Here is a 23,710-nt window from a genome sequence, read left to right on the forward strand (position 1 = left end):
GGATATGAAGAAATTAATGTTGGTAAGGCATGCCAAATCAGACTGGGGCGATGCATTTTTAGATGATTTTGACCGGCCATTGAACAATCGCGGTTTACAAAGTGCTCCAGAAATGGCCTCGCGCTTATTAAAAAAACACATCATTCCGCAATACTCCATATCAAGCCCGGCATTGAGGGCTAAAACTACAGCAAACATTTTTGCAGATAAATTAGGGCTTGCAGAGCCTACCTATAACAGATCAATATACGAAGCAAAGTACGCCGACCTATTACGCCTGATTAACGAATTGCCCGATGCTTATGATTTTGTGGCCTTATACGGGCATAACCCCGGTTTAAGCGATTTGCTTTATGGCCTTACAGGCGATATGAATGATATGCCTACCTGTGCTGTTGCCATCATTAATTTTAATTTACCCGAGTGGAAAATGATATCGGGTGATACCGGCCGGGTTGAATACTATGATTACCCCAAAAGCGGCGATTAGTGATTTATACTATACGTTTTCCCGGGCAATGAGCGCACAAAGCCCATCATTTCCATATTCAACAAACTCATAGCTAACTGACTGATTGGCAGGCTTGTTTTAATAGCCAGATCATCAATACCCAATTGTCCTGCATTTTGCTGTATGGTTTCAAATATCAACCGTTCGTTGCCGCTCAAATCAATAGGTAAACTAAGTTGGGCTTTGGTTTGCGATGCCCCATCAATTTTTTCCCAACCTAAAATATAGGCCAGATCGGCCCCGGAGGTTAACAATGCCGCTTTATTGTTGCGGATAAGAAAGTTACAACCTGTTGAGTATTCATCATTGATGCGCCCCGGGAAGGCAAACACATCGCGGTTGTATGAGTTGGCAATTTCGGCTGTGATGAGCGCGCCGCCTTTTATACTTGCTTCAACCACAATGGTAGCATCGGCAATACCGGCAACAATGCGGTTCCTTTTCGGGAAGTTTTCCCTATCGGGCACCGTACCCGATGGGAAATCGGTTAGCCAGCCACCATTCTGCAGCATTTTATCGGCTGTAGGCCGGTTTTGTGCCGGATATATGCGATCAAGCCCATGCGCAAAAACACCAATGGTTGGTATATCCATACGCAGGCTTTCTTTATGAGCACAAACATCTATGCCATAAGCAAGTCCGCTGATGATGAGCACATCGTAGGCTTTAAGGTCTTCGATGAGATCGCGGCAAAGTTGTTTGCCGTATTCTGTGGCATTACGCGTACCCACAATGCTGATAACGCGTGGCTGATTCAGATCGGCAGTACCTTTATAATATAACAAAGCCGGCGCATCGGTGCAGGCTTTCAAACGCCTGGGGTATGCCGCATCAGTATAAAACAAAACCTTGATACCGTTCTTTTCAATAAATTTCAGCTCCTCTTCGGCCCTTTCAAAGGCTTCACCAGGTAATTTTAAAGCTTCGATAACCTTAGTACCTATCCCCGGTATTTGCAAGAGCTTTTTTGGCGATGCTTCAAATACAGCTTCGGCACTGCCGCAATAGCTCACCAGTACTTTTGCAAGGTGATCGCCTACGTGGCGTGTAAAAGTAAGTGCGAGCTGATGGAGAGTTGACATATATACCCGGCTAATTTATAAATTTTACTAATAAAAATAGCATTTGGTTTAAATAGCATTACTAATTTTTACTTACAACACCTCATCATCAATTAAACACACTCATTTACAGTAATTTATGTTAAAACAGGGCTAAAATTACACCAATAATTACAAACTAAATAAATAGTTTATAACTTTAATCATCAATTAGTTATTACTGACACACATGAAACAGATCAAAGAGTTAACAAAAGCCGAAGAGCAGGTGATGCGTATTTTATGGCAGTTAAATGAAGCCATAGTAAAAGATGTATTAGAGCAAATGCCCGAGCCAAAACCCGCATATAATACGGTATCAACCGTGATAAGGGTATTGGAAACCAAAGGTTTTATTGATCATAAAGCATACGGTAACTCTTACGTGTATTTCCCTACCGTAGCCGAAGAAGATTATAAAAAATTCGCATTTGATAAGGTAATGAATAATTACTTCAGCAACTCGTACCAAAGCCTGGTATCATTCCTGGTAACAGAAAAAAACCTGAGCATTAACGAGTTGGAAGAAATAACCAAACTGGCCGAAAAACTTAAAAGCAACAAAAAATGAACCTGATGCGCTACCTGTTAGAAGCCAACCTGTACCTGGTGACTTTCTATTTGCTGTATTTGTTATTGTTGCAAAAAGAAACTTATTACCAGCTAAGCCGCGTTTATTTATTAACGGCAAGCACGCTGGCTTTTATTATCCCATTAGTACAATTGGGTTTCTTAAAACCGCATAATGATACCGTAGCCACGGTTATAGCCGCTCCCGGCAACATTACAATTAGCAATGTACAGGCAATACAACAGGTAGCAATAGCGCCGCAGGTACCGACCTGGAGTGTTACAGACTATTTATTTATGGTTTATGTTATTATTACCATAGGCTTTATCATCAACTTAAGCATCAAAATTTTCAGGCTGGTGATGTTATCAAAAAAGAATACCATCCATGCCACAACCGATTTTAAGTTAGTTGAGATAGAAAGCGAGAACGCGGCATTCTCGTTTTTCAGCTACCTTTTTATTGATACAAAGCTGGCTTCTTCATCTACCATTATTCAGCATGAGCAGGTGCATATTCGCCAAAAGCATTCGTGGGATATCATTTACCTCGAGCTTATTAAAATAGTAAATTGGTTTAATCCCTTTGTTTACCTGCTCCAAAACAGCATTAAAGAGCTGCATGAGTTTATTGCCGATGAGCAAACCGCACAATTGGAAAACAGTAACGATACCTATGCCGATTTTTTAATAAGTAATGCGTACGGCATGGCCCAAGGGGCATTGACCAATTCATTTTCGGGCAAAAGCATGTTGCGTAAACGCATTACTATGTTGTACCAAAAACGTTCTGGAAAAATGGCTGTGTTAAAATATATGCTTGCATTGCCGCTGATAGGCGGTTTACTGTGTCTGTCAACCATGGCATTTACCGATAAAAGCTATGGTATTGTTGATATTTTACCACAACATAAACAGGCAGCGGCACATGGGGTAAGTACCTCGTTTTCTTATAAAAACAGTTCTCGTGCAACTGCAAAACAAAATACCTTGCAATTGCAAAAAGCAATGGATGTATTGAACGATGCCGGTGATGATGCAGGCGATATCAGCGCACAACAAGGTGTAAATGATACTGTTATTGTAGCGAATAAAAAGCCACCATTAATAGTGCTGGATGGAAAGGTTTTAAACCCTAAGGGTAACGACAAGTTCAATTTTAACACTGCAGAGCAAAAAAATTATACGGAGTTACTGGGAGGCATATCGCCAAATGATATTAAAGATATTACTGTGTTAAAAGACAGCTCGGCTACTGCGTTGTATGGTTCGGCCGGTGTAAATGGCGTATTAATTATTAATACCAAGAAAAGAGTTGATGTAGCCACGCTTAATGAAATTGTTGTAGCTTCAAAAAGAGAAACGAACGATGCTGTTAAGCGCGACACCACTAAAGGCGCTGTTTTTTTAGCTGTTGAAGTGGAACCATCGCCTAAAGAGGGATTGGACAACTTTTATAAGTTTTTGGCATCAAATATCCACTATCCTGAACAAGACAAAAAGAATATGATACAGGGCCGTGCCATCGTTCAATTTATAGTTGAGAAAGATGGCAGTTTTTCGGATGTCACGGTATTACGGAAACCTTCGGAAACTATAGCAGATGAAGCATTGAGGGTGATGAGCCTTGCACCAAAATGGAACCCCGGTGTACAGAATGGAAGGCCGGTACGGGTAAAGTACACTGTGCCAATCAATTTCTCGCTAAGTAATGATGATTACAAAGCGGTTGCTGCTGTAAATATTAGAAGTGACGACGCCATTTATAATACAGCAGAAACGCCGCCTTCGCCAAAAGGTGGCCTTGATGCCTTTTACAACTTTTTAAGCGCTAATATTAAATACCCTGCAGAAGACAAAAAGAATAACATTCAGGGCCGCGTAATTGTACAGTTTGTTATTGAAAAAGATGGCAGCCTGTCAAGTTTTAATGTAAAACGCAGGCCATCAGGCACATTGGGTAATGAAGCGTTGCGTGTACTACAACTGGCACCAAACTGGGTTCCTGCAACACAGGCAGGCAAACCCGTAAGAGTACTGTACACAATTCCTATAAATTTTTCACTTGGAAATAATTAAAGGTCAGTTTAATTATAGTAGCAAAGCCGGCTTGATTACCAGGGCCGGCTTGCTTTTTATAGTATTATATGTATCTTCAAGGCATATAAACTCCCATCGTGAAAATACCTGAATCTAAAGTAGCTTACTTAATTACCTTATTTATAACCTTTGTTTGCCTATCTGCAAAGGCGCAAAATACAAGAATTGTAGCATCTTCGGATACATCAATATTTACCGCTGTAGAGGTTGAACCCGTACCTGCGGCAGGGCTTAACGCCTATTATGCATTTATAAGTAAAACTATCCGCTACCCTGCCCAGGATAAAGAAAGTAATATACAAGGAAGGGTAATCGTTCAGTTTATTGTTGAAAAAGATGGTTCATTAAGTAATATTAAGGTATTGCGCCAGCCGTCAGCATCGTTAGGCAATGAGGCAGTAAGGGTAATTAAACTTGCCCCTAACTGGATACCGGGCACACAAGGTGGCAAGCCTGTGCGTGTTCAATATATTATCCCTGTAAATTTTTCGCTTGGTACACCAATTAATTCAAACAGCAGCAACAATCCATTAACGGCCCTAAGGGTTAATTTTCAGGATTTTAATACTTACTTTAATCAACACTTAAAAAACGAACCCATCAACAATGATATATCCGGGATACTGATCGCTACGTTTGATATCAGCAATAACCACATTACAAATGTAAATATCCCTAAAGGGCTAAATAAGGATTTTGATGAAAAAGTAAGTACCACCATCAAATCATACCAAAACGAAATAAAAACCGATGCCCGCACCTATTCAGTCATTATTATTTACAACGTGCACGACAGGTTGGACCCTTCGGTTATGGCAGCAGCAAAAAATACCCTGCCTGTAGTGATTATGCCCTTAGGTCTTCGTAACACGGTATCGGCTAGTTTGCGCGCATCTGATGGCACTGCTACCGACGGCGTTTTAAGTGCGGCAGAAGTGATGCCCGTGCCACCGGGGGGCTTAGATGGGTTTAACTTATTTATAAACAGTAAAATCATTTATCCTGCCGAAGACAAAAAGAACGAGGTACAAGGCCGTGTTATAGCGCAATTTGTTGTTGAAAAAGATGGTTCCTTATCAAATATCAAGATATTGAGCCAGCCATCGGTTACATTGGGTAACGAGGCGATAAGGGTGCTTAAATTATCGTCCAAATGGACACCGGGATTGCAAAATGGCAGCGCTGTGCGGGTTAGGTACACAATTCCTATCAATTTCTCGTTGGGCAATTAAAATCAGACTTGCAGCCCTGGTCTATACTATATTGTATATATTTAACATTGTTAATACTCCCGCATGCTTTTTAATATACGTGCTTACTCTTTCTTAATATCATTTGCTATTGGCGTTATTTTCGGCGGGCTGCACACAGCGTTTGCACAGCAAAGCGATTCGAAACCGTTAACAGATACAAACAAAGTATTTATTGCTATTGAAGTTGAGCCCGAACCAAGTATAGGTTTCCCTGCTTTTTACACCTTCTTAGCTAATAACCTGCGTTATCCTCCCGAAGATAGAAGAGATAATATACAGGGGAGGGTATTTGTCCAATTTATTGTTGAACCAAACGGGGGATTAGATAATTATAAAATTATCAGATCACCATCTAATACCCTTGCCGAAGAAGCATTACGTGTTATTAAAATGTCTCGATACTGGCACGTTGGTATACAAAATGGCAAGCCGGTTCCATTTCGATATACGCTTCCAATCACATTTAAATTAGATTACTTATCGGGATTAAAAAAGGAGTTTAGTGATTTGGATAATTACCTGAGAGCTAATTTAAAGTACCCTAAAAACACACCAGTTGGTATTGAATTAGCTGAGATATCAATTAATGACGGTTATTTATCAAAAGATATAACCCTTATTGGAACAGTAAATGGGTTGCGTGGAGCTGTTAGAAACGCCTTGAAAAACTATAAAAATAAGTTAGATGTACCTTCGGGAAAATACCTGATAGCTTTCCATTTCTGTACGCATCAACAAACTCCTGATGAAAAAGACTCGATTAAACTTCGAAATTATGATTACTTTTTAGGCGATATTTATGTAGTAGATGATAAGTAAGCCTACGTTTAACCCTGCACGTATATTACCTGCTTTGTTTCAAAAAACTCTTCGGTAAAATAGTCCTTTAAATGGTACTGATGTACTTCGAGTTTAGAATCGGCGATTTCCTGAGCCAAATCACCGCCTTTTAGGTATAGTATGCCATTGGGTAAACTGTTTTTATCGCGCTTATTAAATTTGCCGTGCACCCAGGGGTAAAAGTCTTTTAACTGCGTTACCGCGCGCGATACCACAAAATCAACCTTACCGGGCACCTGCTCCGCACGCATATGCGAACCTTTGGCATTTTGCAGGCCCAGGGCCGATGCAACTTCGTTCACCACTTTTATCTTTTTCCCGATAGAATCAACCAGATGAAACTCTGTTTCGGGGAACATGATAGCTAAAGGTATTCCGGGGAAACCGCCGCCTGTACCCACATCCAGCACCTGCTCGCCGGGTAAAAACTGCATTACTTTTGCTATACCTAATGAGTGCAGCACATGGCGTTCAAACAACAGGTCGATATCCTTGCGGGATACTACGTTTATCTGCTCGTTCCAATAGGTGTACAGGTCAAATAGCTGTTCGTAGTGGCTTTGCTGCTGTGGGGTAAGGTTTGGAAAGTACTTGTTTATCAGGTCAGATCTCATCGCGTTTACGGGTATTTACAATGTTACCCAACAGGTAGCGCGCCCTGAATAATTGGGCCTTTACAGTACCCAATGGCAGATCGAGCTGTTCGGCAATTTCTTCGTAAGCTAATTCATCAAAATAGCGCAGTACAATTAAATTACGGTAACGCGGGGGTAAACTATCTATTAAAACCTTGAGGGTTTGGGTTTGCTCCTTCTTCATCGAAACCTCTTCGGGGTTCAACGTATCCGATTTTATTTGCAAGGGGCGCTCATCCCCATCATCATCCACCATACCGTTTATCGACTGGGTGTTGAGTTTTTTTTTACGGATAAAATCGATACAGTTATTGGTACCCACCCTGAACAGCCAGGTACTAAAAGCAAATTCGGGTTGATATTTATCCAGTTTTTCGAAGGCTTTGGCAAAGGTTTCAACGGTGAGGTCCATCGCGTCTTCCTTGTTATTCACCATTTTAAGGGCCATAAAATAGATCGAATCCTTATAGCGGTGCATCAGGTCGGCGTAAGCTTTCTGGTCGCCTTCCTTTGCACGTACTACTAAACTAAAGTCGTTTTTAGCGTTGTCCGAAAAATTAGCGTTTACTTCCATTTAGTAGTTTTCGTAAAAGTACCTATCAGGCCAAATATGTTTAAATATAGGTAATAAATCAAATCAAAAAAGGGTAACCACCAAATTAAATCGGCACCGCGCAGCTTTTTAAAGTTTTTGGAGTATAGCCATCCCTGCAATATCAGCCTTAAGGCAAAAAAACCAAGCATCAGCATCGGATCAAATTTAAATACGAGGCATAGTATTAAGGTGATATAAAAGAAAAACCCGCTTATGGCATCAATACTCAGAAAGCGCCTGTGGTTATTTTTATATAGTTTACCCACCCCCATGTGGCGTTTTTTCTGCTTATAATAAGCCCCAAAACCTTCTTTCGAGTCGCTCCACATGTGCGCCTCGGGGTGTATCTCGATAGCTACATTATCATGCGTAGCGTTTTGGTTAACAAAGAGGTCATCATCGCCCGACATGACATGCATGTGCGAAGCAAAGCCTTTATTGGCAAAAAATAAGGTTTTTGTATAGCTCAGGTTACGGCCAATGCCCATATAAGCATCGCCCTTTAATGCTGCCGAAAGATAGCTAATGGCTGTTTTTACGGTTTCGAAACGGATAAAATTATTGAGAAAGCCCGCTGTTTTTATATAAGGTGAGTAGCCCAAAACAATATGCGCATTGCCTGTAAACTTAGCCGCCATACGGGTTATCCAGTTTACAGATGCAGGCTGGCAATCGGCATCGGTAAACAAAAGGTGTTCATTTTTAGCAGCCTTTATACCCAAAGTAAGCGCGAACTTTTTACCTGTTTTAAAGCGCTCATGCTCGGTAATGGTTACAATTTTCAGGTTAGAATGCTCTTTGGCATACTCCTCCAAAATAATTTCCGACTGATCATAAGAGCAATCATTTACTACCACAACCTCAAAATCGGGGTATTGTTGCTCTAATATCAGCGGCAGGTTTTGCCTGAGGTTTTCGTATTCATTACGTGCAGCAATAATAACAGATACGGGGATATGTACCTGCGGTAATACTTCATCTACTTTATAATTAGCTAAACGCTTGTGGTTTGCAATAAGATAATACAGCTGAAGAATAAAACAGATCTGAAAAATAACGAATAACGACAGCTGAATATATATTTCCAATTCGGGTACAATTTAAAGGCGCAAATTTCTTAAAAATGAATGAAATAACACTTTTATTGATAAAATAATTCGACACCTAAATAAGGGCTTTATTTTCTATTTTTGTGCTGTACAATGAAATTTCAATTAACAAAGCAAGACCCCCTTTCTAAAGCCCGTGCAGGCGAGATAACAACCGACCACGGCACCATACAAACGCCCATTTTTATGCCTGTTGGCACTGCCGGAACGGTTAAAGCCGTACACCAGCGCGAGCTGAAAGACGATATTAAGGCGCAAATTATATTAGGTAACACCTACCATTTATACCTGCGCCCCGGCTTGGATACGCTTGAAAAAGCGGGCGGCCTGCATAAATTTAATGGTTGGGATAAACCAATTTTAACTGATAGCGGCGGTTACCAGGTGTACTCGCTAACCGAAGTGCGTAAGATAAAGGAGGAAGGTGTAACGTTCCGTTCGCATATTGACGGCTCAAAACACTTGTTTACACCCGAGGGTGTAATGGATATACAGCGTACTATTGGCGCGGATATTATTATGGCTTTTGATGAGTGTACGCCCTACCCTTGCGAGTACGGATACGCCCGCCGCAGCCTGGATATGACACACCGCTGGCTTAAACGCTGCTGCGACAGATTTGACAGCACCGAGCCAAAATATGGTTATAGCCAAACGCTTTTCCCGATAGTACAGGGCTCGGTTTATAAGGATCTGCGGATGAAATCGGCCGAGGTTATTGCTTCTTTCGGGCGGGAGGGCAATGCTATTGGAGGCTTATCAGTAGGTGAACCGGCCGAAGATATGTACGCGATGACAGAGGTTGTTTGCGATATACTGCCGCAAGATAAACCACGTTACTTAATGGGTGTAGGAACACCGGTTAACCTGCTGGAAAATATTGCTTTAGGCATTGATATGTTTGACTGCGTAATGCCGACCAGGAATGGCCGTAACGGGATGTTGTTCACAAAAAACGGTATCATCAACATTAAAAATAAAAAGTGGGAAAATGATTTTTCGCCTATTGATGCCGACAGCGATCTTTTTGCGGATATCAGCTATTCAAAGGCATATTTGAGGCACCTGGTGCATTCGGGCGAGATGCTTGGCGCACAAATAGCAACATTGCACAACCTGCACTTTTATTTGTGGCTGGTAAAGCAGGCCCGCGAAAAGATACTTACAGGTGAGTTTTATGCCTGGAAAGAGAAAATGGTTAAAACTTTAGCACAACGATTATAGATATGTTAAACAGGTACATAAAGGTTATTGACTGGTACATCATTAAAAAGTACCTGGGTACCTTTGTATTCACAATAGCCATTTTTATAGTAGTTATTGTTGTTTTTGACGTATCAGAAAAGCTGGATAACTTTTTAAAAGGGCACGCATCTTTTAACGAGATCGTATTTGAATATTATGCCGGGGCTGTTCCGTTTTATATTGATATGCTGTTCCCGCTCATCAATTTTCTGTCGGTAATATTCTTTACCGCTAAAATGGCAAACCAAACCGAAATTGTACCTATACTAAGTGGAGGTGCAAGTTTTAACCGCTTTTTAAGGCCATACTTTATCTGTTCGGCTTTAATATTTACCATTGCTTTGTTTGGCGAATTATTCCTTATACCCTACACAAACAAGCTCAGAACTACCTTCGAAAACAAATATATTGTATTGGACGACCCTACCAAAAGTGATGTGCACATACAGTTAGATAAGGCAACCTACGTGTATATGCAGACCTTTGACAGCAATACAGGTACCGGATACCAGTTTGTTTTGGAGAAGTTTAATGGCAACGAAATGAAAGAAAAATGGGTTGCCAACCGTATTGTTTACGACTCGGTAAAATCAGTAAAACAGCAAAAAAGGATATGGTCAATACGTGATTATAGCATACGATATGTGAATGGCTTGCGCGAAAAGATGATACCAGGAACGTTAAAAGATACCGTTTTGGACATGCTCCCTGCCGATTTTGTACTGCATAGCAACATCTATACAGCCATGTCAATGAGCGAACTTAACACCAACATCCAGAAAGAAAAGATAAGAAGTACGGGGGTTTTAAACGATATGTTACTGGTAAAATACGAACGTTTTACCCACCCTTTTGCCTCGTTTATATTAACATTAATAGGTGTTTCGCTCTCGTCGCGCAAGGTGCGCGGTGGGGTGGGGTTGCCTTTAGGGATAGGGTTTTTCCTTTGTTTTGCCTACATTGTGGTTGACAGATTTGCCGATGTTTTTGCCAGCAAGGGCGGGCTTCCACCTATTTTATCCGTATTCATCACCAATATCGTATTCGGTTTACTGGGCTATTATTTGTTACGAAAAGCACCAAAATAATGGCAGAAACAGGGCCAAAAAGCGAGCTGAATAAGAACCTCATCATCCTCCATTTTACGGTTTTTATATGGGGGTTTACAGGCATCCTTGGGCAGCTTATACACGTACATGCGGTGTACTTAGTGTGGTATAGGGTACTCATCGCCTTCGCTACTTTATTCTTGTATTTTAAGTTTAACCGTACCGCAATCAAGGTTGATAAAGGCACTTTTTTACGATTATTTTTCACCGGCGCGCTTGTGGGCGGACATTGGATTTTGTTCTTCCAATCCATCAAGTCAGCAACAGTTTCGGTTACACTGGTATGCCTTTCATCGCTTACTTTGTTCACGGCCATATTCGAACCATTGCTGAGCAAAAAGAAAATATCAAAGCTCGAGATCATAGCAGGGTTATCCATCATCTGCGGCATTATACTCATCTTCAAATTCGAAACTCAGTACACTATGGGTATCTTTTTAGGATTATTGAGCGCTTGTTTTGCCAGTCTTTTTTCTATCATCAACTCCAAACAAATTAAAGAAAGAGAGGCCCCGGTCATTGCTTTTTACGAATTATCAGGCGCCTTATTCTGGATATCTTTATACATTTTAGCCACCGGTGGCTTTGATGAACACATGAAACTGATACCTGCCGACATGGGCTATCTGCTCATTTTAGGTACAGTTTGCACCTCACTCGCCTACGTTGCAGGAGTATCAGTAATGAAAGAATTGTCGGCTTTCAGGGTAGCGCTCATCACCAATCTGGAGCCTGTATATGGCATCATCATGGCTTTCTTTTTCTTTGGCGACCTGGGTAAAATGACGGCTGGATTTTGGGCCGGAGCGCTCATTATCCTGTCAACCATCTTCCTCTTCCCGGTTGTACAAACCCGCGTGGCTAACCGCCGCAAGTAACGGTCTGCTTCTTTTTTTACTATAATCACAAGCATCCCATCAGGGTAGGGGATAATTTTTTGTATACACCTCACGCATTTTAAAGCCCTCTAAGCAACGCTACATCCTAGTGGCACTTGTATACATTTTACAAAAAAAGATCAAATACAGGGCAAATTTAACCATCAGCTTAGTGTACCAAATACGGGTATTTTTACAATAGCATAACACGTACAAAAACCAGCCAAATTTCAAGATAATAAAGACAATATAGGTTTTAAATTAGCTTTACATTAAAAATATATAAATTTAAAATTCAGATAGTTATTAACATTAACAAAAGTTATAATTAACATTAAGACCATTAACTTACAGAAGCAAAAACTAATAATTTTAGCACACGCTTAAAACCTATCAATATTTACTATATTATTAATTAATAATCAGACATTTATATCATGTTATTTTAACAAAAGCTATTTCGGCAAAAAAACAAGGCCATTAGTGTACTGAATTGGCAAAATTGAATTTCATGAAAAAACAAGACATGCGAGCGCATGTTTTTAAATTGGAAAAAATGAGCGAAAAATCAATTTACATCGAAGGGATTTTCCGTGATAAAAATCAAACTGAAGGAGTGCATTTTTTCCCGCATCAAAATTTATAATAAAAATCCTCCCGTCCCCTTGCACAACAAACTCCACCCGCTTGAATAAAATTGGTAAATTGCCTTATTCAATTTTTCAATAACGAAATTAACCCATCAAAAAAACCAACATAAAACCATGCGTGTAAAAACTATTTTCCTGCTGGCCGTCGCCATCATCGTAACCGTACTCATTATGCAGAATAATGAGTCAGCAAAATTTAACATCCTCTTTTTTTCAGATGTGTATGTTTCCAAACTTTCGGTACTGCTGTTTGTTGCTGTGTCATGTTTTATAGCAGGCATAGTAATTGCCCAACCAAAAAAATACAAGATAGACACCAGTAATTACGAAGCCGATGAGAACGAAGAAGACGAGCAACCAAAACGCAATACATCCAATACACTAAGCGACGAAGACCGCGACTACATAAACTAACACCATGGAAAACAAAATTGGATTTATAGGCTTAGGAAACATGGGCATGCCGATGGCTCAAAATTTAATAAAGGCAGGCTACCATCTGCAGGTTTACAACCGCACTGCCGGCAAGGCCAACGCGCTCGACCCGGCGTTTACCACCATTTGCAAAACACCCGCCGAAGCCGCTGCAAATGTGAAGCTCGTAGTCACCATGCTTTCTCAGGATGACATTTTAAAGGAAACTGTTTTGGGAGAGGATGGTGTATTGAAAACTTTACAACCCGGGGCCGTTCATATTTCAATGAGCACCATTGCGCCGGAGACATCGGAAGAACTTTCAATGCTGCATGAAGCTACGGGTAGCCACTACATTGCCTCCCCCGTTTTTGGCCGGCCCGAAGCTGCCGCCGCGAAGAAATTATTTGTGTGTACATCCGGAAATGCGGAGGCTAAAAAATTAGCGCATCCAGTGCTCGAAGCGCTCGGCCAGAGCGTGCATGATTTTGGCGGGGCCGTTGGTGCAGCCAACGTTTTAAAAATTACCGGCAACTTTATGATCATCGCCTCGCTGGAGCTGATGGCCGAAGCATTCACCCTTGCCGAGAAGAGCGGACTTGACCGCGCCAGGGTAGCAGAGTTTTTTGGGGCAACAATTTTTAACGCGCCCATCTATCAAAACTATGGTAAGCTCATTGCCAATAAAACTTACACGCCGGTTGGGTTCAAGGCAAAACTGGGTTTAAAAGATGCCCGCCTTGCCCTTAATTTATCAGAACTGGCACAAGTTCCTATGCCGCTTGCCAAACTCGCTCACAAGCGCTTATTTGACGCCGTAGAAAAAGGCGACGGTGATAAAGACTGGGTGGAGGCGTTTGGTAAGGGAGTTAGTGAGGATGCGGGACTTTGAAAGAGTTTATGAGTTGAAAGTATAAAGTCGAAAGTAAAATACACGGCGAGAAAAAAAAACAAACTTTCTACTTTACACTTTTAACTTTCAACTAAAACTAAATCACAACTCATAAAACACCTCGTTCTCCCCTTTCAAAAATTCAAGGTCGGGTTTAGCTTCAAATATCCCGAACACGGAAGCACCGCTCCCGCTCATGCAGGCATACAATGCGCCGGCCTGGTAGAGAGCGGCCTTAACTCCTCTTATTTCGGGGTGGGCTTTGAAGATGTGTTCCTCAAAATCATTTTTGATATGGTTGCGCCATTCTGCTATGGGAAGTTTGATGAGGTCTTTTAGCGATGCCTTTGCAAGCGCAGGTTTTACGCCGCGGTAAGCTTCGGCAGTTGATACATGAGTGGGCGGCATCACCAGCGCGAGGTGGTATCCCGACAGGTCGAGCGCTACCGGTTCAAACTCGTCGCCTTTGCCAAAGGCGTAGGTGGGTTTGCTTTCGATGAAGAAGGCGCAGTCGGCACCCAGTTGCCGGGCGTAGGCCATCATCTCATCAACACTTAAACCCAATTCAAATTTTTGATTGAGGATCTTGATGAAAAAACCAGCGTCAGCCGAGCCCCCTCCAAGCCCCGCGCCTATCGGGATGTGTTTGTGTAAATGGATAGCTACCGGCGGCATGTCATGATCCTGCTTCATCAGGTGGTAGGCCTTCACGCAAAGGTTATCCTCCACCCTGCCCGGTATGCCCAGCCCCGACGAGGCAAAACTTAATTCGTCGGCAACGATTACTTCGAGCACGTCGTTTAGTTTGATGGGGTAAAAGACAGTTCCGAGGTTATGATAACCATCTGGGCGGCGGGCGGTAATATTTAAACCGATATTGATCTTAGCGTTCGGAAAATTTATCATCAAGTATCATCAACACGGACCTTAGTTTTGCACATCCGTAGGATAACAAAGTTAGATTTTTTTAATTTGCAATGGAACGTCATTGCGTCATTTGTCATTAGGTCATTGTTTTTTTAGCGAGCGGCCAATGACTTAATGCCCCAATGCTTAATGCCTCAACAAAAATGAAACAATACCAAGACCTGATGCGCCATGTGCTGGAGAACGGCGCCCAAAAACACGACCGTACCGGAACCGGAACCATCAGCGTATTTGGTTACCAGATGCGTTTTAACCTGCAGGAAGGTTTCCCGCTGGTGACCACGAAGAAGCTGCACCTTAAATCCATCATACACGAGCTCATCTGGTTTTTAAGCGGCGATACCAATATCAGCTATTTGAAAGAGAACGGCGTTCGTATTTGGGATGAGTGGGCCGATGCCGATGGCAACCTTGGCCCTGTATACGGTTATCAATGGCGCAGCTGGCCAAAACCCGATGGCGGGCACATCGACCAGATAAGCCAGGTGGTAAAAACGCTGAAGAACAACCCCGACTCGCGCCGCATTATGGTTTCGGCCTGGAACGTTGCCGATGTTGACCAAATGGCGTTGCCGCCTTGCCATAGCCTGTTCCAGTTTTATGTGCAGCCCGCAGATCCCGCCAAAGGGGAAACCAAAGGAAAACTAAGCTGCCAGTTATACCAACGTAGTGCGGATATCTTTTTGGGTGTGCCATTCAACATCGCATCGTATGCGCTGCTCACCATGATGATGGCGCAGGTATGCGACCTGGACTATGGCGATTTCATCCACACCTTTGGCGATGCCCATTTATACAACAATCATATCGAGCAAACGCATTTGCAACTGAGTCGTGAACCGAGGGCTTTACCTGTGATGAAGATCAACCCGGATGTGAAAGATATTTTTGGATTTAAGTTTGAGGATTTCACTCTCGAAAACTATGACCCACATCCGCATATCAAAGGAGCAGTGGCGGTATAAAAACGCGTCATTGCGCGGAACGAAATGAACCCGATATCTAAATGAAACCAACAATAACAATTGTAGTAGCGATAAGCAGTAATTACGCCATCGGAAAAGGCAACCAGTTACTTTGGCACCTGCCTAAAGACTTAAAGCACTTTAAGGACATCACCGCAGGCGGCACCATTATTATGGGACGCAAAACTTACGACTCTGTTGGGCGCCCTTTGCCTAAACGCAGAAATATCGTAGTAACGAGGCAGGATATAGTGATTGAGGGTTGCGAGGTGGTAAAGTCTATTGAAGCAGCCATTGCACTTTGCAAAACTGAGGATGAGGTATTTATTGTTGGCGGGGCCGAAATTTACAGGCAGGCCATGCACCTTACCGATCGTATTTATCTCACCATTGTTCACCACAGTTTTGAGGCTGATACATTTTTTCCCGAAATTGACTACCGTGAGTGGAAAGAGACTACCCGCGAGGACCACCAAACCGATGAAAAACACGCCTTTAGCTATTCATTTATCACGCTGGAAAGGCCTTAAACGCATAATCTTTTATTTTGTGTGAATTAAAAATTCGTTTTCCGAAATTTTATTAGATTTGCCGTCTTGTTAAAAAAGCTTATAGACTTATTAATTATACATTTTTGATTTACAATGCAAGGTAAAGGAGTTATTAAATTTTTCGCCATTCTACTGGCAATAGTGTGTCTGTACCAGCTCTCGTTTACGTGGGTTGCCCGGAAAGTGGAAGGCGATGCCGCTGAATACGCTAAACGTTTCAAACCTGAGGACAGGTTGATTAAAGAGAAGGCCTATTTGGATTCGATGGACACACAACCTGTGTACCCGATATTGAAATGGAACTATCAATACGTTAAAACCAAGCAATTGGCTTTAGGTTTGGATTTAAAGGGTGGTATGGATGTTACCATGCAGGTATCGCTTGCCGAGTTGGTAAAGTCGTTATCTGACAATAACAACGATGCTGCTTTTAACAAAGCCATATCTAACGCTAACGTGCTGGCTAAAACCAGCAGTGCCGATTATATTACCCTGTTTGTACAGGAATATGAAAAATTAGCACCTAACGGTAAACTTGCCGCTATTTTCTCAACAAAAGAAAACCAGGAGCACATCAAATTCAGCGCGAGCAACAGCGAGGTTAAGGCTTATTTGCAAGAGCAGGCCAATGTAGCCGTTGGTCAGGCTAAAACGGTTTTAAATACCCGTATAGATCAGTTTGGTGTAATACAACCAAATATACAGTTGCAACAAGGCAACCGTATCCTTATCGAGTTGCCAGGTGTTTCTGATCGCGAACGTGTACGTAACCTGTTACAGGGATCGGCAAACCTTGAGTTTTACGAAACTTTTGAGAACAGTGAAATTTATCCTGCTTTAGAAAGCCTGGATAAAATATTAGCTGCTAAAGCTAAAACAGCAAAAAAAGATGATACCACTAAAGTAGCAGCAACTGTTGCAACACCGGCAACACCCGCCGCAGGTAAAACCGATACCGGTAAAACATCGTTATTAAGCAAAGTACAAAAAAGCACAGGCGCTGATACCGGTGGCTTAAGCAAAAAGAACGCCCTGGCTAATACAAGTCCGTTGTTCTCGTTAATGCAACCAAACGTTCAGCGCGATCCGTCAACCGGCCAGGCTGGTTTAGCTCCGGGCCCTGTTGTTGGCGAGGCTGCTCAAAAAGATACGGCTAAAATAAACGCGATGCTGCATAGCCCCGAGGCTTTATCAGTACTACCACGTAACGCAAAATTATTATGGGATGTAAAACCTTACGGAACATCTAAAATATTCGCTTTGTATGCCATGCGCTTATCAGGTGCCAATAACGGCCCTGCCCTTTCAGGCGATGTAATATCAGACGCGCGCCCAAGCAGTGATCAAACCGGCAACCCTGAGGTTGTAATGGTAATGAACTCGGACGGTGCCGAAAAATGGAGAAAGATCACCGCTGCAGCGGCATCTAAAGATTTGAAAAGGTGTATCGCTATTGTTTTGGATGATAATGTTTACTCAGCACCACGTGTATCCAACGAAATTGCCGGTGGTATATCATCTATCAGCGGAAGCTTTACCGTTGAGGCCACACGCGATTTGGCCAACATATTAAAATCGGGCCGCTTAAAAGCGCCAGCACACATCGTTGCCGAAGAGGTAGTGGGTGCATCATTAGGCCAGGAAGCGATCAACGCGGGTTTACTATCGTGCGTTGTTGGTTTTGTTGTGGTACTGCTGTTTATGATAGCTTACTACAACCGTGCAGGTACAGTAGCTAACGTTGCTGTATTAGTTAACGTATTCTTTTTGATGGGTGTGTTAACCAGCTTAAACGCGGTATTAACCTTACCGGGTATAGCAGGTATCGTATTAACATTGGGTATGGCGGTTGATGCCAACGTATTGATATATGAGCGTATCCGCGAGGAGCTGGCGCAGGGAAAATCAATGCGCATTGCCTTAACTGATGGTTTTAAAAATGCATTATCATCAATCTTAGATTCAAACATCAGTACTTTCTTAACAGGTGCTATATTATATGTATTTGGTTCGGGCCCTATCCGTGGTTTCGCCACTACATTGATGATCGGTATCGTAACTTCATTGTTCTGTTCAATTTTGATCTCGCGATTAATATTCGAAGCGATGTTATCGAAAAATAAAGACAAGGTGATCAAGTTTTCTAACCCATGGAGTTCACATACCTTTAAAAATGCAAATTTTGCTTTTGTTAAAAACCGTTTTAAATTCTACACCTTCTCAGGTTTATTTATACTGGCAGGTTTAATATCTATGGGTGTTCGCGGTTTTAACTACGGTGTTGATTTTAAAGGTGGCCGTACTTATTTGGTACGTTACGAAAATAAAATTACAGCCGAAGATATCCGCTCTGCAGTTGTACCAACCCTGAACAAAGAGACCGAAGTAAAAACTTATGGTACCGATGGTAACCAGGTGCGTATTACAACTACCTTTATGATAGATGAGAATGCTCCAACTACAGATGCGACAGTAGAAACCCAATTGCGTAAAGGTTTAGTAGCAGTACCGGGTAAATACACTATCATGAGCTCGCAAAAAGTTGAGCCTACCATAGCAAGCGATTTAAAGCTGAAAGCTTTTTACTCAGTAATATTCGCTATCGCGATCATATCATTATACATCCTTATCCGTTTCCGCAAATGGCAGTTCAGTTTGGGTGCTATTGTGGCAACAGCCCACGATGCTTTAATGGTACTATCGTTCTTCTCGATATTTAAAGATGTGCTACCATTCTCGTTAGATATTGACCAGGCCTTTATAGCCGCGATACTGACCGTTATTGGTTACTCTATCAATGATACCGTGGTAGTGTTCGATAGGATACGTGAGTTCCTTGAATTACACCATGCTAAAACTGATGACCCTAAAGAAGTAATTAACCACGCTATTAACAGTACATTAAGCCGTACCATTATTACCGCTTTAACCGTATTGTTCGTGTTGATCGTGTTATTCATCTTCGGTGGCGATGTTATCCGCGGCTTCTCGTTCGCGTTATTGATCGGTGTGTGCTTCGGTACTTACTCATCAATCTGCGTGGCTACACCGGTTATTGTTGACTTTGGTAAAAAAGATCTGCGCTAAGTATATCTCGATATGATATTCAGGCTCCCCGGCATACCGGGGAGCCTTTTTTGTTTTTAAATCTAATAGCTGTAAGTTTGAAGTAATGACAGGCCTATCTCCCATAAAAATAACCGAATGCCCCCGTGATGCCATGCAGGGTCTGCATGATTTTGTACCGACGGAAATAAAAGCCGCCTACATTAACCTGTTGCTGCAGGTAGGTTTTGATACGATTGACTTTGGCAGTTTTGTATCCGCGAAAGCCATACCCCAAATGCAGGATACGGCAGAGGTTTTAGCCCGACTGGATATGGGCAATAGCAAATCTAAACTATTGGCCATTATAGCCAACCTACGCGGCGCCGAAGATGCTGTAAAGTTTGATGAGATCACTTATTTGGGTTTTCCATTCTCCATATCCGAAACCTTTCAGCAACGCAATACAAATTCAAGCATAGCGGCTTCATTTGATACTGTGAAGCGGATACATGAGCTTTGCGGGCGACACAATAAGCAATTGCGCATTTACCTGTCCATGGCGTTTGGTAACCCTTACGGGGATGATTGGAACGCGGAAATAGTAGAAAGTTGGGCGGAGAAAATGACAGATGAAGGAATTGGCATCTTGATGCTATCGGATACAACCGGTGTTTCCACACCCGAAAACATTGGTTATTTATACAGGCATTTGTCTATACACTTCCCGGAAACGGAATTTGGCGTACACCTGCATTCCACACCACAAACCAGTATCCGAAAAATTAAAGCGGCTTATGTAAGCGGTTGCACTAATTTTGACAGCGCATTAAAAGGTTACGGCGGTTGCCCCATGGCGGCTGATGACCTGACAGGCAACATCGCTACGGAAACCCTGATAAGTTATTTACAGAAGGAACAACGGGTTGAGTTAAACCTTGATATGAATAAATGGGCTGAAGCTATGGAGTTTTCGGAGCAAATCTTTCGCTAATAATATCCAGCGCGTCATTGCGAGGCACGAAGCAATCCTAAACTATGCATCTGCGCCATTCTTAGGCGTTAATTCATCCTCTCCATTGTAAAATGCTGTATCCCGGCTTCTTCAAACTGTGCTCCAACTTTTACAAATCCAAAACGCTCATATAAAGTAACCGCCTGTATTTGGGCATGCATATAAACGTAAGTTGCATCGGCGGGTAAGTCATCTAAAACAGCTTGCACCAATGCCTGCCCTACCCCTTTTCCCCGGAAGGGTTTTAATACAGCAAAGCGTTCCAGTTTATAGCCCTTGTCGGTTTTGCGCCAGCGTGATGCACCGGCGGGCACACCATCAACCCTGGCTAAAAAATGGGTCGATTCATCTTCATATTCCCATTCCAATTCGGGCGGGCAGTTTTGCTCGTCAACAAAAACCTCGCGGCGTATGGCAAATACTGTTTCCAAATCGTTAGGATTGCTTACTTTTTTAACTTCAACCAACATGTGCTTTTTTATTGCGTTTAATAGGATGCGCCTGTATCAATTTCGACTTTGAGCTATGGTTGTCATCCGCAGCATCTATCGAATGTGTGCAACCCAGATCATCTTCCTGCTTGGCTAAGATAGATAAACGCACGTAAAACTTATGCAACTGGTCTAATTCCTTTTCGGTGATATCTTCAATATTCACCATACGGTTACTGGCGCCCTGGTGCGCGGCTATCAATTCATTCAGTTTAAGGTGAACGGCTTTTGAATCTTTATTTTGCGATTTCTGTATCAAAAACACCATCAGGAAAGTAATGATGGTAGTACCGGTATTGATGATCAATTGCCACGTTTCTGAATAATTAAATACCGGCCCTGTGCCTGCCCATACTACAATGGTACCTGCGGCCAATATAAAAGCGGTTGAACTGCCCGTGGCATTGGTTGCCCAATTTGAAAATACTTCGAAAAAGTTTTTTTTATTACTGCTCATTTTAAATCAGTTTTAATATATACTGTTAAACAAAAAAGACGCCGTGTGTTTCACGGCGTCTTGATATATATTATAATAAGGTATTACAATTTACTGTAAACATCAACACAGTTCAGGTCTTCAAAAGCTGCTTTGAGGCGGCTAACAAACTGATCTTCGCCTTTACGTAACCAAACGCGTGGATCATAATACTTTTTGTTTGGCGAATCGGCACCATCAGGGCTGCCTATCTGGCTTTGCAGGTACCCTTCTTTTGATTGATAGTAATTTTTGATGCCTTCCCAAAATGCCCATTGCATATCGGTATCAATATTCATTTTTATCGCACCATAAGAAATAGCTTCACGTATCTCTTCCTGACTTGAGCCCGAACCACCGTGGAACACAAAATTGATAGGTTTTTCGGCAGTAAGGTTAAACTTGTTTTTCACATACTCCTGCGAGTTATGCAGAATTTTTGGCTCCAATTTTACATTGCCCGGTTTGTAAACCCCGTGCACATTGCCAAAAGCGGCAGCTACGGTAAAACGCGGACTAACCTTTAACAAATGCTCGTAAGAATAAGATACTTCTTCGGGTTGGGTATACAGGCGTGAGCTGTCCACATCGCTGTTATCCACACCATCTTCTTCGCCACCGGTAACACCTAATTCAATTTCAAGTGTCATACCCATTTTGGCCATACGCTCCAGGTATTTGGCCGAGATTTCGATATTCTCTTCAATCGGCTCTTCAGATAGGTCGAGCATGTGCGATGAAAACAACGGTTTACCTGTTTCTGCAAAGAATTTCTCGCCATGATCTAACAGGCCGTCTATCCATGGTAATAATTTTAGCGCGGCATGGTCGGTATGTAATATCACACCAACACCATAATGCTCGGCAAGCAAGTGCACATGGCGCGCTGCCGATACGCCACCCAAAATGCAAGCCTGTAGTTTTGAGTTATCTAATGATTTACCGGCGTAAAACTGTGCGCCACCGTTTGACAATTGTATAATTACCGGCGAGTTAACAGCTTTAGCTGTTTCCATAACCGCGTTTATAGAATTAGTACCTATAACGTTTACAGCAGGTAACGCGAACTGGTGCTTTTTAGCAGCCTCAAAAAGCTCCTGAACCTGATCGCCGTGTAAAACGCCCCTATAATTTTTGATATCCATGTTTTGAGTGTTTTGGTTTACGTTCCGAAATTAAGAAAAAAGCCAACAATATAATCTGCTTAATATCATAAAATAACTTTGTTTTCAACCACAAAAAATATGGATGTATTTTTTTCCGATTTTCTTAACACTATATTTTTTATGATTAATAATTAACATATATTAGCCTTAAAACCTTTAAAAAAACCTAATTAATTATGCCTCAATTGATGGACGTAATAGAGTTTTTAGATAACTCTGGCAGTGTGATGGTAAAACGGGTACCCGAAAGCGGCCCAACGGAGATAAAATGGGGATCGCAGCTAACTGTTCGTGACACCCAGGAAGCGATCTTTTTTCGTGACGGGCAGGTAGTTGATACGTTTAAAGCGGGCAGGTACATGCTCGAAACTAAAAACATCCCCGAAATTGGTAAATGGGTAACAAGCTTTGCTTACGGGCCAAACTCACCCTTCAGGGCCGAGGTATACTTTGTAAATAAAAAAATATTCCCCAACCTTAAATGGGGCACGCAAGAACCGATATTGTTTTCGGATACAGTATTTAAATTGATCAGGTTAAGGGCGTTCGGCAGCTATTCTATACAGATCACAGATTCGAGGGTATTCATGAACCAGATGGTAGGCACATCGGGCATGTTCCAGGATAAGGATATTGCCGACTACTTAAAAAATATCCTGCTATCAAAGTTAACTTCGGTAATAGGCGCCACAGCAAAATCAGTAATTGATCTGCCCGCATCATTTTCGCAGATAGCCGATGCCGTTAAAGAAGCGCTCCAGGCTGATTTTGCAAACCTGGGATTATCACTTCACGATTTTAATGTATCGTCCATTTCCGTTCCCGAAAATGTGCAGCAAATGATAGATCAGCGTTCGGGTTTATCTGCACTTGGCGATATGGACGAGTTTATGAAATACAAGGCCGCCATGGCACTTGAAACCGCTGCGGGAAACCCCTCATCAGCAGCAGGACAAATGATAACACAAGGCCTGGGCCTGGGTATGGGTTTTATGATGCCACAAATGGTACAACAAGTCATGGGGCAAATGGCCCAGCCTGCACAAGCCGCTCCGGTACAATCGCCGGTAGAGAAGTTAAAGGAATTGAAAGGCCTATTTGATATGGGCATACTCACCCAAAGCGAGTTTGATGAGAAAAAATCTAAATTATTAGCGCTTTTATAATAAAACAG

General features: G+C 42.1%; 24 protein-coding genes. 16 read left to right on the plus strand and 8 right to left on the minus strand.

The features are described from left to right. Window positions 1-4: 4 nt before the first annotated feature. Complete coding sequence (locus KXQ82_RS13445) at window positions 5-490, plus strand: SixA phosphatase family protein (protein ID WP_219488912.1); 486 nt, start codon at window positions 5-7, stop codon at window positions 488-490. Here the strand turns inward: KXQ82_RS13445 and dprA are convergent. Further along, window positions 487-1,593 carry a DNA-processing protein DprA gene (gene dprA / locus KXQ82_RS13450; RefSeq protein ID WP_219488913.1) on the minus strand — a complete coding sequence of 369 codons (1,107 nt, stop codon included), beginning with the start codon at window positions 1,591-1,593 and terminating at the stop codon, window positions 487-489. The genes KXQ82_RS13445 and dprA overlap by 4 nt on opposite strands. 208 nt (window positions 1,594-1,801) lie before the next feature. Here dprA and KXQ82_RS13455 point away from each other — a divergent pair, with 208 nt between their 5' ends. The 4 genes from KXQ82_RS13455 to KXQ82_RS13470 all read left to right on the plus strand — a co-directional run bounded on the left by KXQ82_RS13455 (window position 1,802) and on the right by KXQ82_RS13470 (window position 6,353). Continuing rightward, a complete protein-coding gene (locus KXQ82_RS13455; RefSeq protein WP_219488914.1) occupies window positions 1,802-2,182 on the plus strand; it encodes a BlaI/MecI/CopY family transcriptional regulator in 381 nt (126 codons plus the stop codon). Beyond that, window positions 2,179-4,260, plus strand: a complete 2,082-nt coding sequence (locus tag KXQ82_RS13460; protein WP_219488915.1) for a M56 family metallopeptidase — start codon at window positions 2,179-2,181, stop codon at window positions 4,258-4,260. Before KXQ82_RS13455 ends, KXQ82_RS13460 begins: the two co-directional genes overlap by 4 nt. 98 nt (window positions 4,261-4,358) lie before the next feature. Further along, window positions 4,359-5,513 carry an energy transducer TonB gene (locus KXQ82_RS19980; RefSeq protein ID WP_369412448.1) on the plus strand — a complete coding sequence of 385 codons (1,155 nt, stop codon included), beginning with the start codon at window positions 4,359-4,361 and terminating at the stop codon, window positions 5,511-5,513. A gap of 63 nt (window positions 5,514-5,576) precedes the next feature. Next, window positions 5,577-6,353 (plus strand): energy transducer TonB, encoded by a 777-nt coding sequence (locus tag KXQ82_RS13470; RefSeq protein ID WP_219488916.1) that lies wholly within the window; start codon window positions 5,577-5,579, stop codon window positions 6,351-6,353. 8 nt (window positions 6,354-6,361) lie between these two features. Here the strand turns inward: KXQ82_RS13470 and rsmG are convergent, their stop codons facing one another. The 3 genes from rsmG to KXQ82_RS13485 are packed head-to-tail and all read right to left on the minus strand — an operon-like array spanning window position 6,362 to window position 8,692. Then, complete coding sequence (rsmG, locus tag KXQ82_RS13475; protein WP_219488917.1) at window positions 6,362-6,988, minus strand: 16S rRNA (guanine(527)-N(7))-methyltransferase RsmG; 627 nt, start codon at window positions 6,986-6,988, stop codon at window positions 6,362-6,364. Then, window positions 6,978-7,583, minus strand: a complete 606-nt coding sequence (locus tag KXQ82_RS13480; protein ID WP_219488918.1) for an RNA polymerase sigma factor — start codon at window positions 7,581-7,583, stop codon at window positions 6,978-6,980. The genes rsmG and KXQ82_RS13480 overlap by 11 nt, the downstream gene beginning before the upstream one ends. Then, the gene (locus tag KXQ82_RS13485; protein WP_219488919.1) at window positions 7,574-8,692 is read right to left on the minus strand and encodes a glycosyltransferase; all 1,119 of its coding nucleotides are present in this window, start codon (window positions 8,690-8,692) and stop codon (window positions 7,574-7,576) included. The genes KXQ82_RS13480 and KXQ82_RS13485 overlap by 10 nt, the downstream gene beginning before the upstream one ends. A gap of 114 nt (window positions 8,693-8,806) precedes the next feature. On the opposite strand from KXQ82_RS13485, the gene tgt reads away from it, so the two are divergent. The 6 genes from tgt (at window position 8,807) to KXQ82_RS13510 (ending at window position 13,901) form a co-directional block, all read left to right on the plus strand. After that, window positions 8,807-9,937: a tRNA guanosine(34) transglycosylase Tgt gene (gene tgt, locus KXQ82_RS13490; protein WP_219488920.1), complete on the plus strand. Its 1,131-nt coding sequence runs from the start codon at window positions 8,807-8,809 to the stop codon at window positions 9,935-9,937. Between the two features lie 2 nt (window positions 9,938-9,939). Next, window positions 9,940-11,046 carry an LptF/LptG family permease gene (locus KXQ82_RS13495; RefSeq protein WP_219488921.1) on the plus strand — a complete coding sequence of 369 codons (1,107 nt, stop codon included), beginning with the start codon at window positions 9,940-9,942 and terminating at the stop codon, window positions 11,044-11,046. Next, entirely contained in the window at window positions 11,046-11,945 is a 900-nt protein-coding gene (locus KXQ82_RS13500; protein ID WP_219488922.1) for a DMT family transporter, read from the plus strand. The genes KXQ82_RS13495 and KXQ82_RS13500 overlap by 1 nt, the downstream gene beginning before the upstream one ends. A gap of 511 nt (window positions 11,946-12,456) precedes the next feature. Then, entirely contained in the window at window positions 12,457-12,591 is a 135-nt protein-coding gene (locus KXQ82_RS19870; RefSeq protein WP_255563658.1) for a hypothetical protein, read from the plus strand. A 118-nt stretch (window positions 12,592-12,709) separates the two neighbouring features. After that, window positions 12,710-13,009 (plus strand): hypothetical protein, encoded by a 300-nt coding sequence (locus tag KXQ82_RS13505; RefSeq protein ID WP_219488923.1) that lies wholly within the window; start codon window positions 12,710-12,712, stop codon window positions 13,007-13,009. Window positions 13,010-13,013: 4 nt separating this feature from the next. Next, window positions 13,014-13,901, plus strand: coding sequence for an NAD(P)-dependent oxidoreductase (locus tag KXQ82_RS13510; RefSeq protein ID WP_219488924.1), 888 nt, complete (start codon window positions 13,014-13,016; stop codon window positions 13,899-13,901). 102 nt (window positions 13,902-14,003) lie between these two features. Here KXQ82_RS13510 and ispE read toward each other — a convergent pair whose 3' ends face one another. Beyond that, entirely contained in the window at window positions 14,004-14,807 is an 804-nt protein-coding gene (gene ispE / locus KXQ82_RS13515; protein ID WP_219488925.1) for a 4-(cytidine 5'-diphospho)-2-C-methyl-D-erythritol kinase, read from the minus strand. 164 nt (window positions 14,808-14,971) lie between these two features. Between ispE and KXQ82_RS13520 the strand changes: the two genes are divergently transcribed. From KXQ82_RS13520 to KXQ82_RS13535, 4 genes are all read left to right on the plus strand, one after another. Next, window positions 14,972-15,793, plus strand: coding sequence for a thymidylate synthase (locus KXQ82_RS13520; RefSeq protein WP_219488926.1), 822 nt, complete (start codon window positions 14,972-14,974; stop codon window positions 15,791-15,793). 41 nt (window positions 15,794-15,834) lie between these two features. Further along, window positions 15,835-16,323, plus strand: a complete 489-nt coding sequence (locus tag KXQ82_RS13525) for a dihydrofolate reductase (protein WP_219488927.1) — start codon at window positions 15,835-15,837, stop codon at window positions 16,321-16,323. 114 nt (window positions 16,324-16,437) lie between these two features. Continuing rightward, a complete protein-coding gene (gene secDF / locus KXQ82_RS13530) occupies window positions 16,438-19,431 on the plus strand; it encodes a protein translocase subunit SecDF (RefSeq protein ID WP_219488928.1) in 2,994 nt (997 codons plus the stop codon). A gap of 85 nt (window positions 19,432-19,516) precedes the next feature. Next, complete coding sequence (locus KXQ82_RS13535) at window positions 19,517-20,383, plus strand: hydroxymethylglutaryl-CoA lyase (RefSeq protein ID WP_219488929.1); 867 nt, start codon at window positions 19,517-19,519, stop codon at window positions 20,381-20,383. Between the two features lie 68 nt (window positions 20,384-20,451). On the opposite strand, the gene KXQ82_RS13540 is transcribed toward KXQ82_RS13535, so the two are convergent. The 3 genes from KXQ82_RS13540 to fbaA form a co-directional block, all read right to left on the minus strand. Next, on the minus strand, window positions 20,452-20,874 hold the full coding sequence (locus tag KXQ82_RS13540) for a GNAT family N-acetyltransferase (protein ID WP_219488930.1): 423 nt from the start codon (window positions 20,872-20,874) through the stop codon (window positions 20,452-20,454). Continuing rightward, a complete protein-coding gene (locus tag KXQ82_RS13545; protein ID WP_219488931.1) occupies window positions 20,864-21,352 on the minus strand; it encodes a low affinity iron permease family protein in 489 nt (162 codons plus the stop codon). Before KXQ82_RS13545 ends, KXQ82_RS13540 begins: the two co-directional genes overlap by 11 nt. Before the next feature lie 83 nt (window positions 21,353-21,435). Beyond that, entirely contained in the window at window positions 21,436-22,515 is a 1,080-nt protein-coding gene (fbaA, locus tag KXQ82_RS13550) for a class II fructose-bisphosphate aldolase (protein WP_219488932.1), read from the minus strand. A gap of 197 nt (window positions 22,516-22,712) precedes the next feature. Between fbaA and KXQ82_RS13555 the strand changes: the two genes are divergently transcribed. After that, the gene (locus KXQ82_RS13555; RefSeq protein WP_219489082.1) at window positions 22,713-23,702 is read left to right on the plus strand and encodes an SPFH domain-containing protein; all 990 of its coding nucleotides are present in this window, start codon (window positions 22,713-22,715) and stop codon (window positions 23,700-23,702) included. The last annotated feature ends 8 nt before the right edge of the window (window positions 23,703-23,710 follow it).

The organism is Mucilaginibacter rivuli, from assembly GCF_019391655.1.
GTDB lineage: Bacteria > Bacteroidota > Bacteroidia > Sphingobacteriales > Sphingobacteriaceae > Mucilaginibacter > Mucilaginibacter rivuli.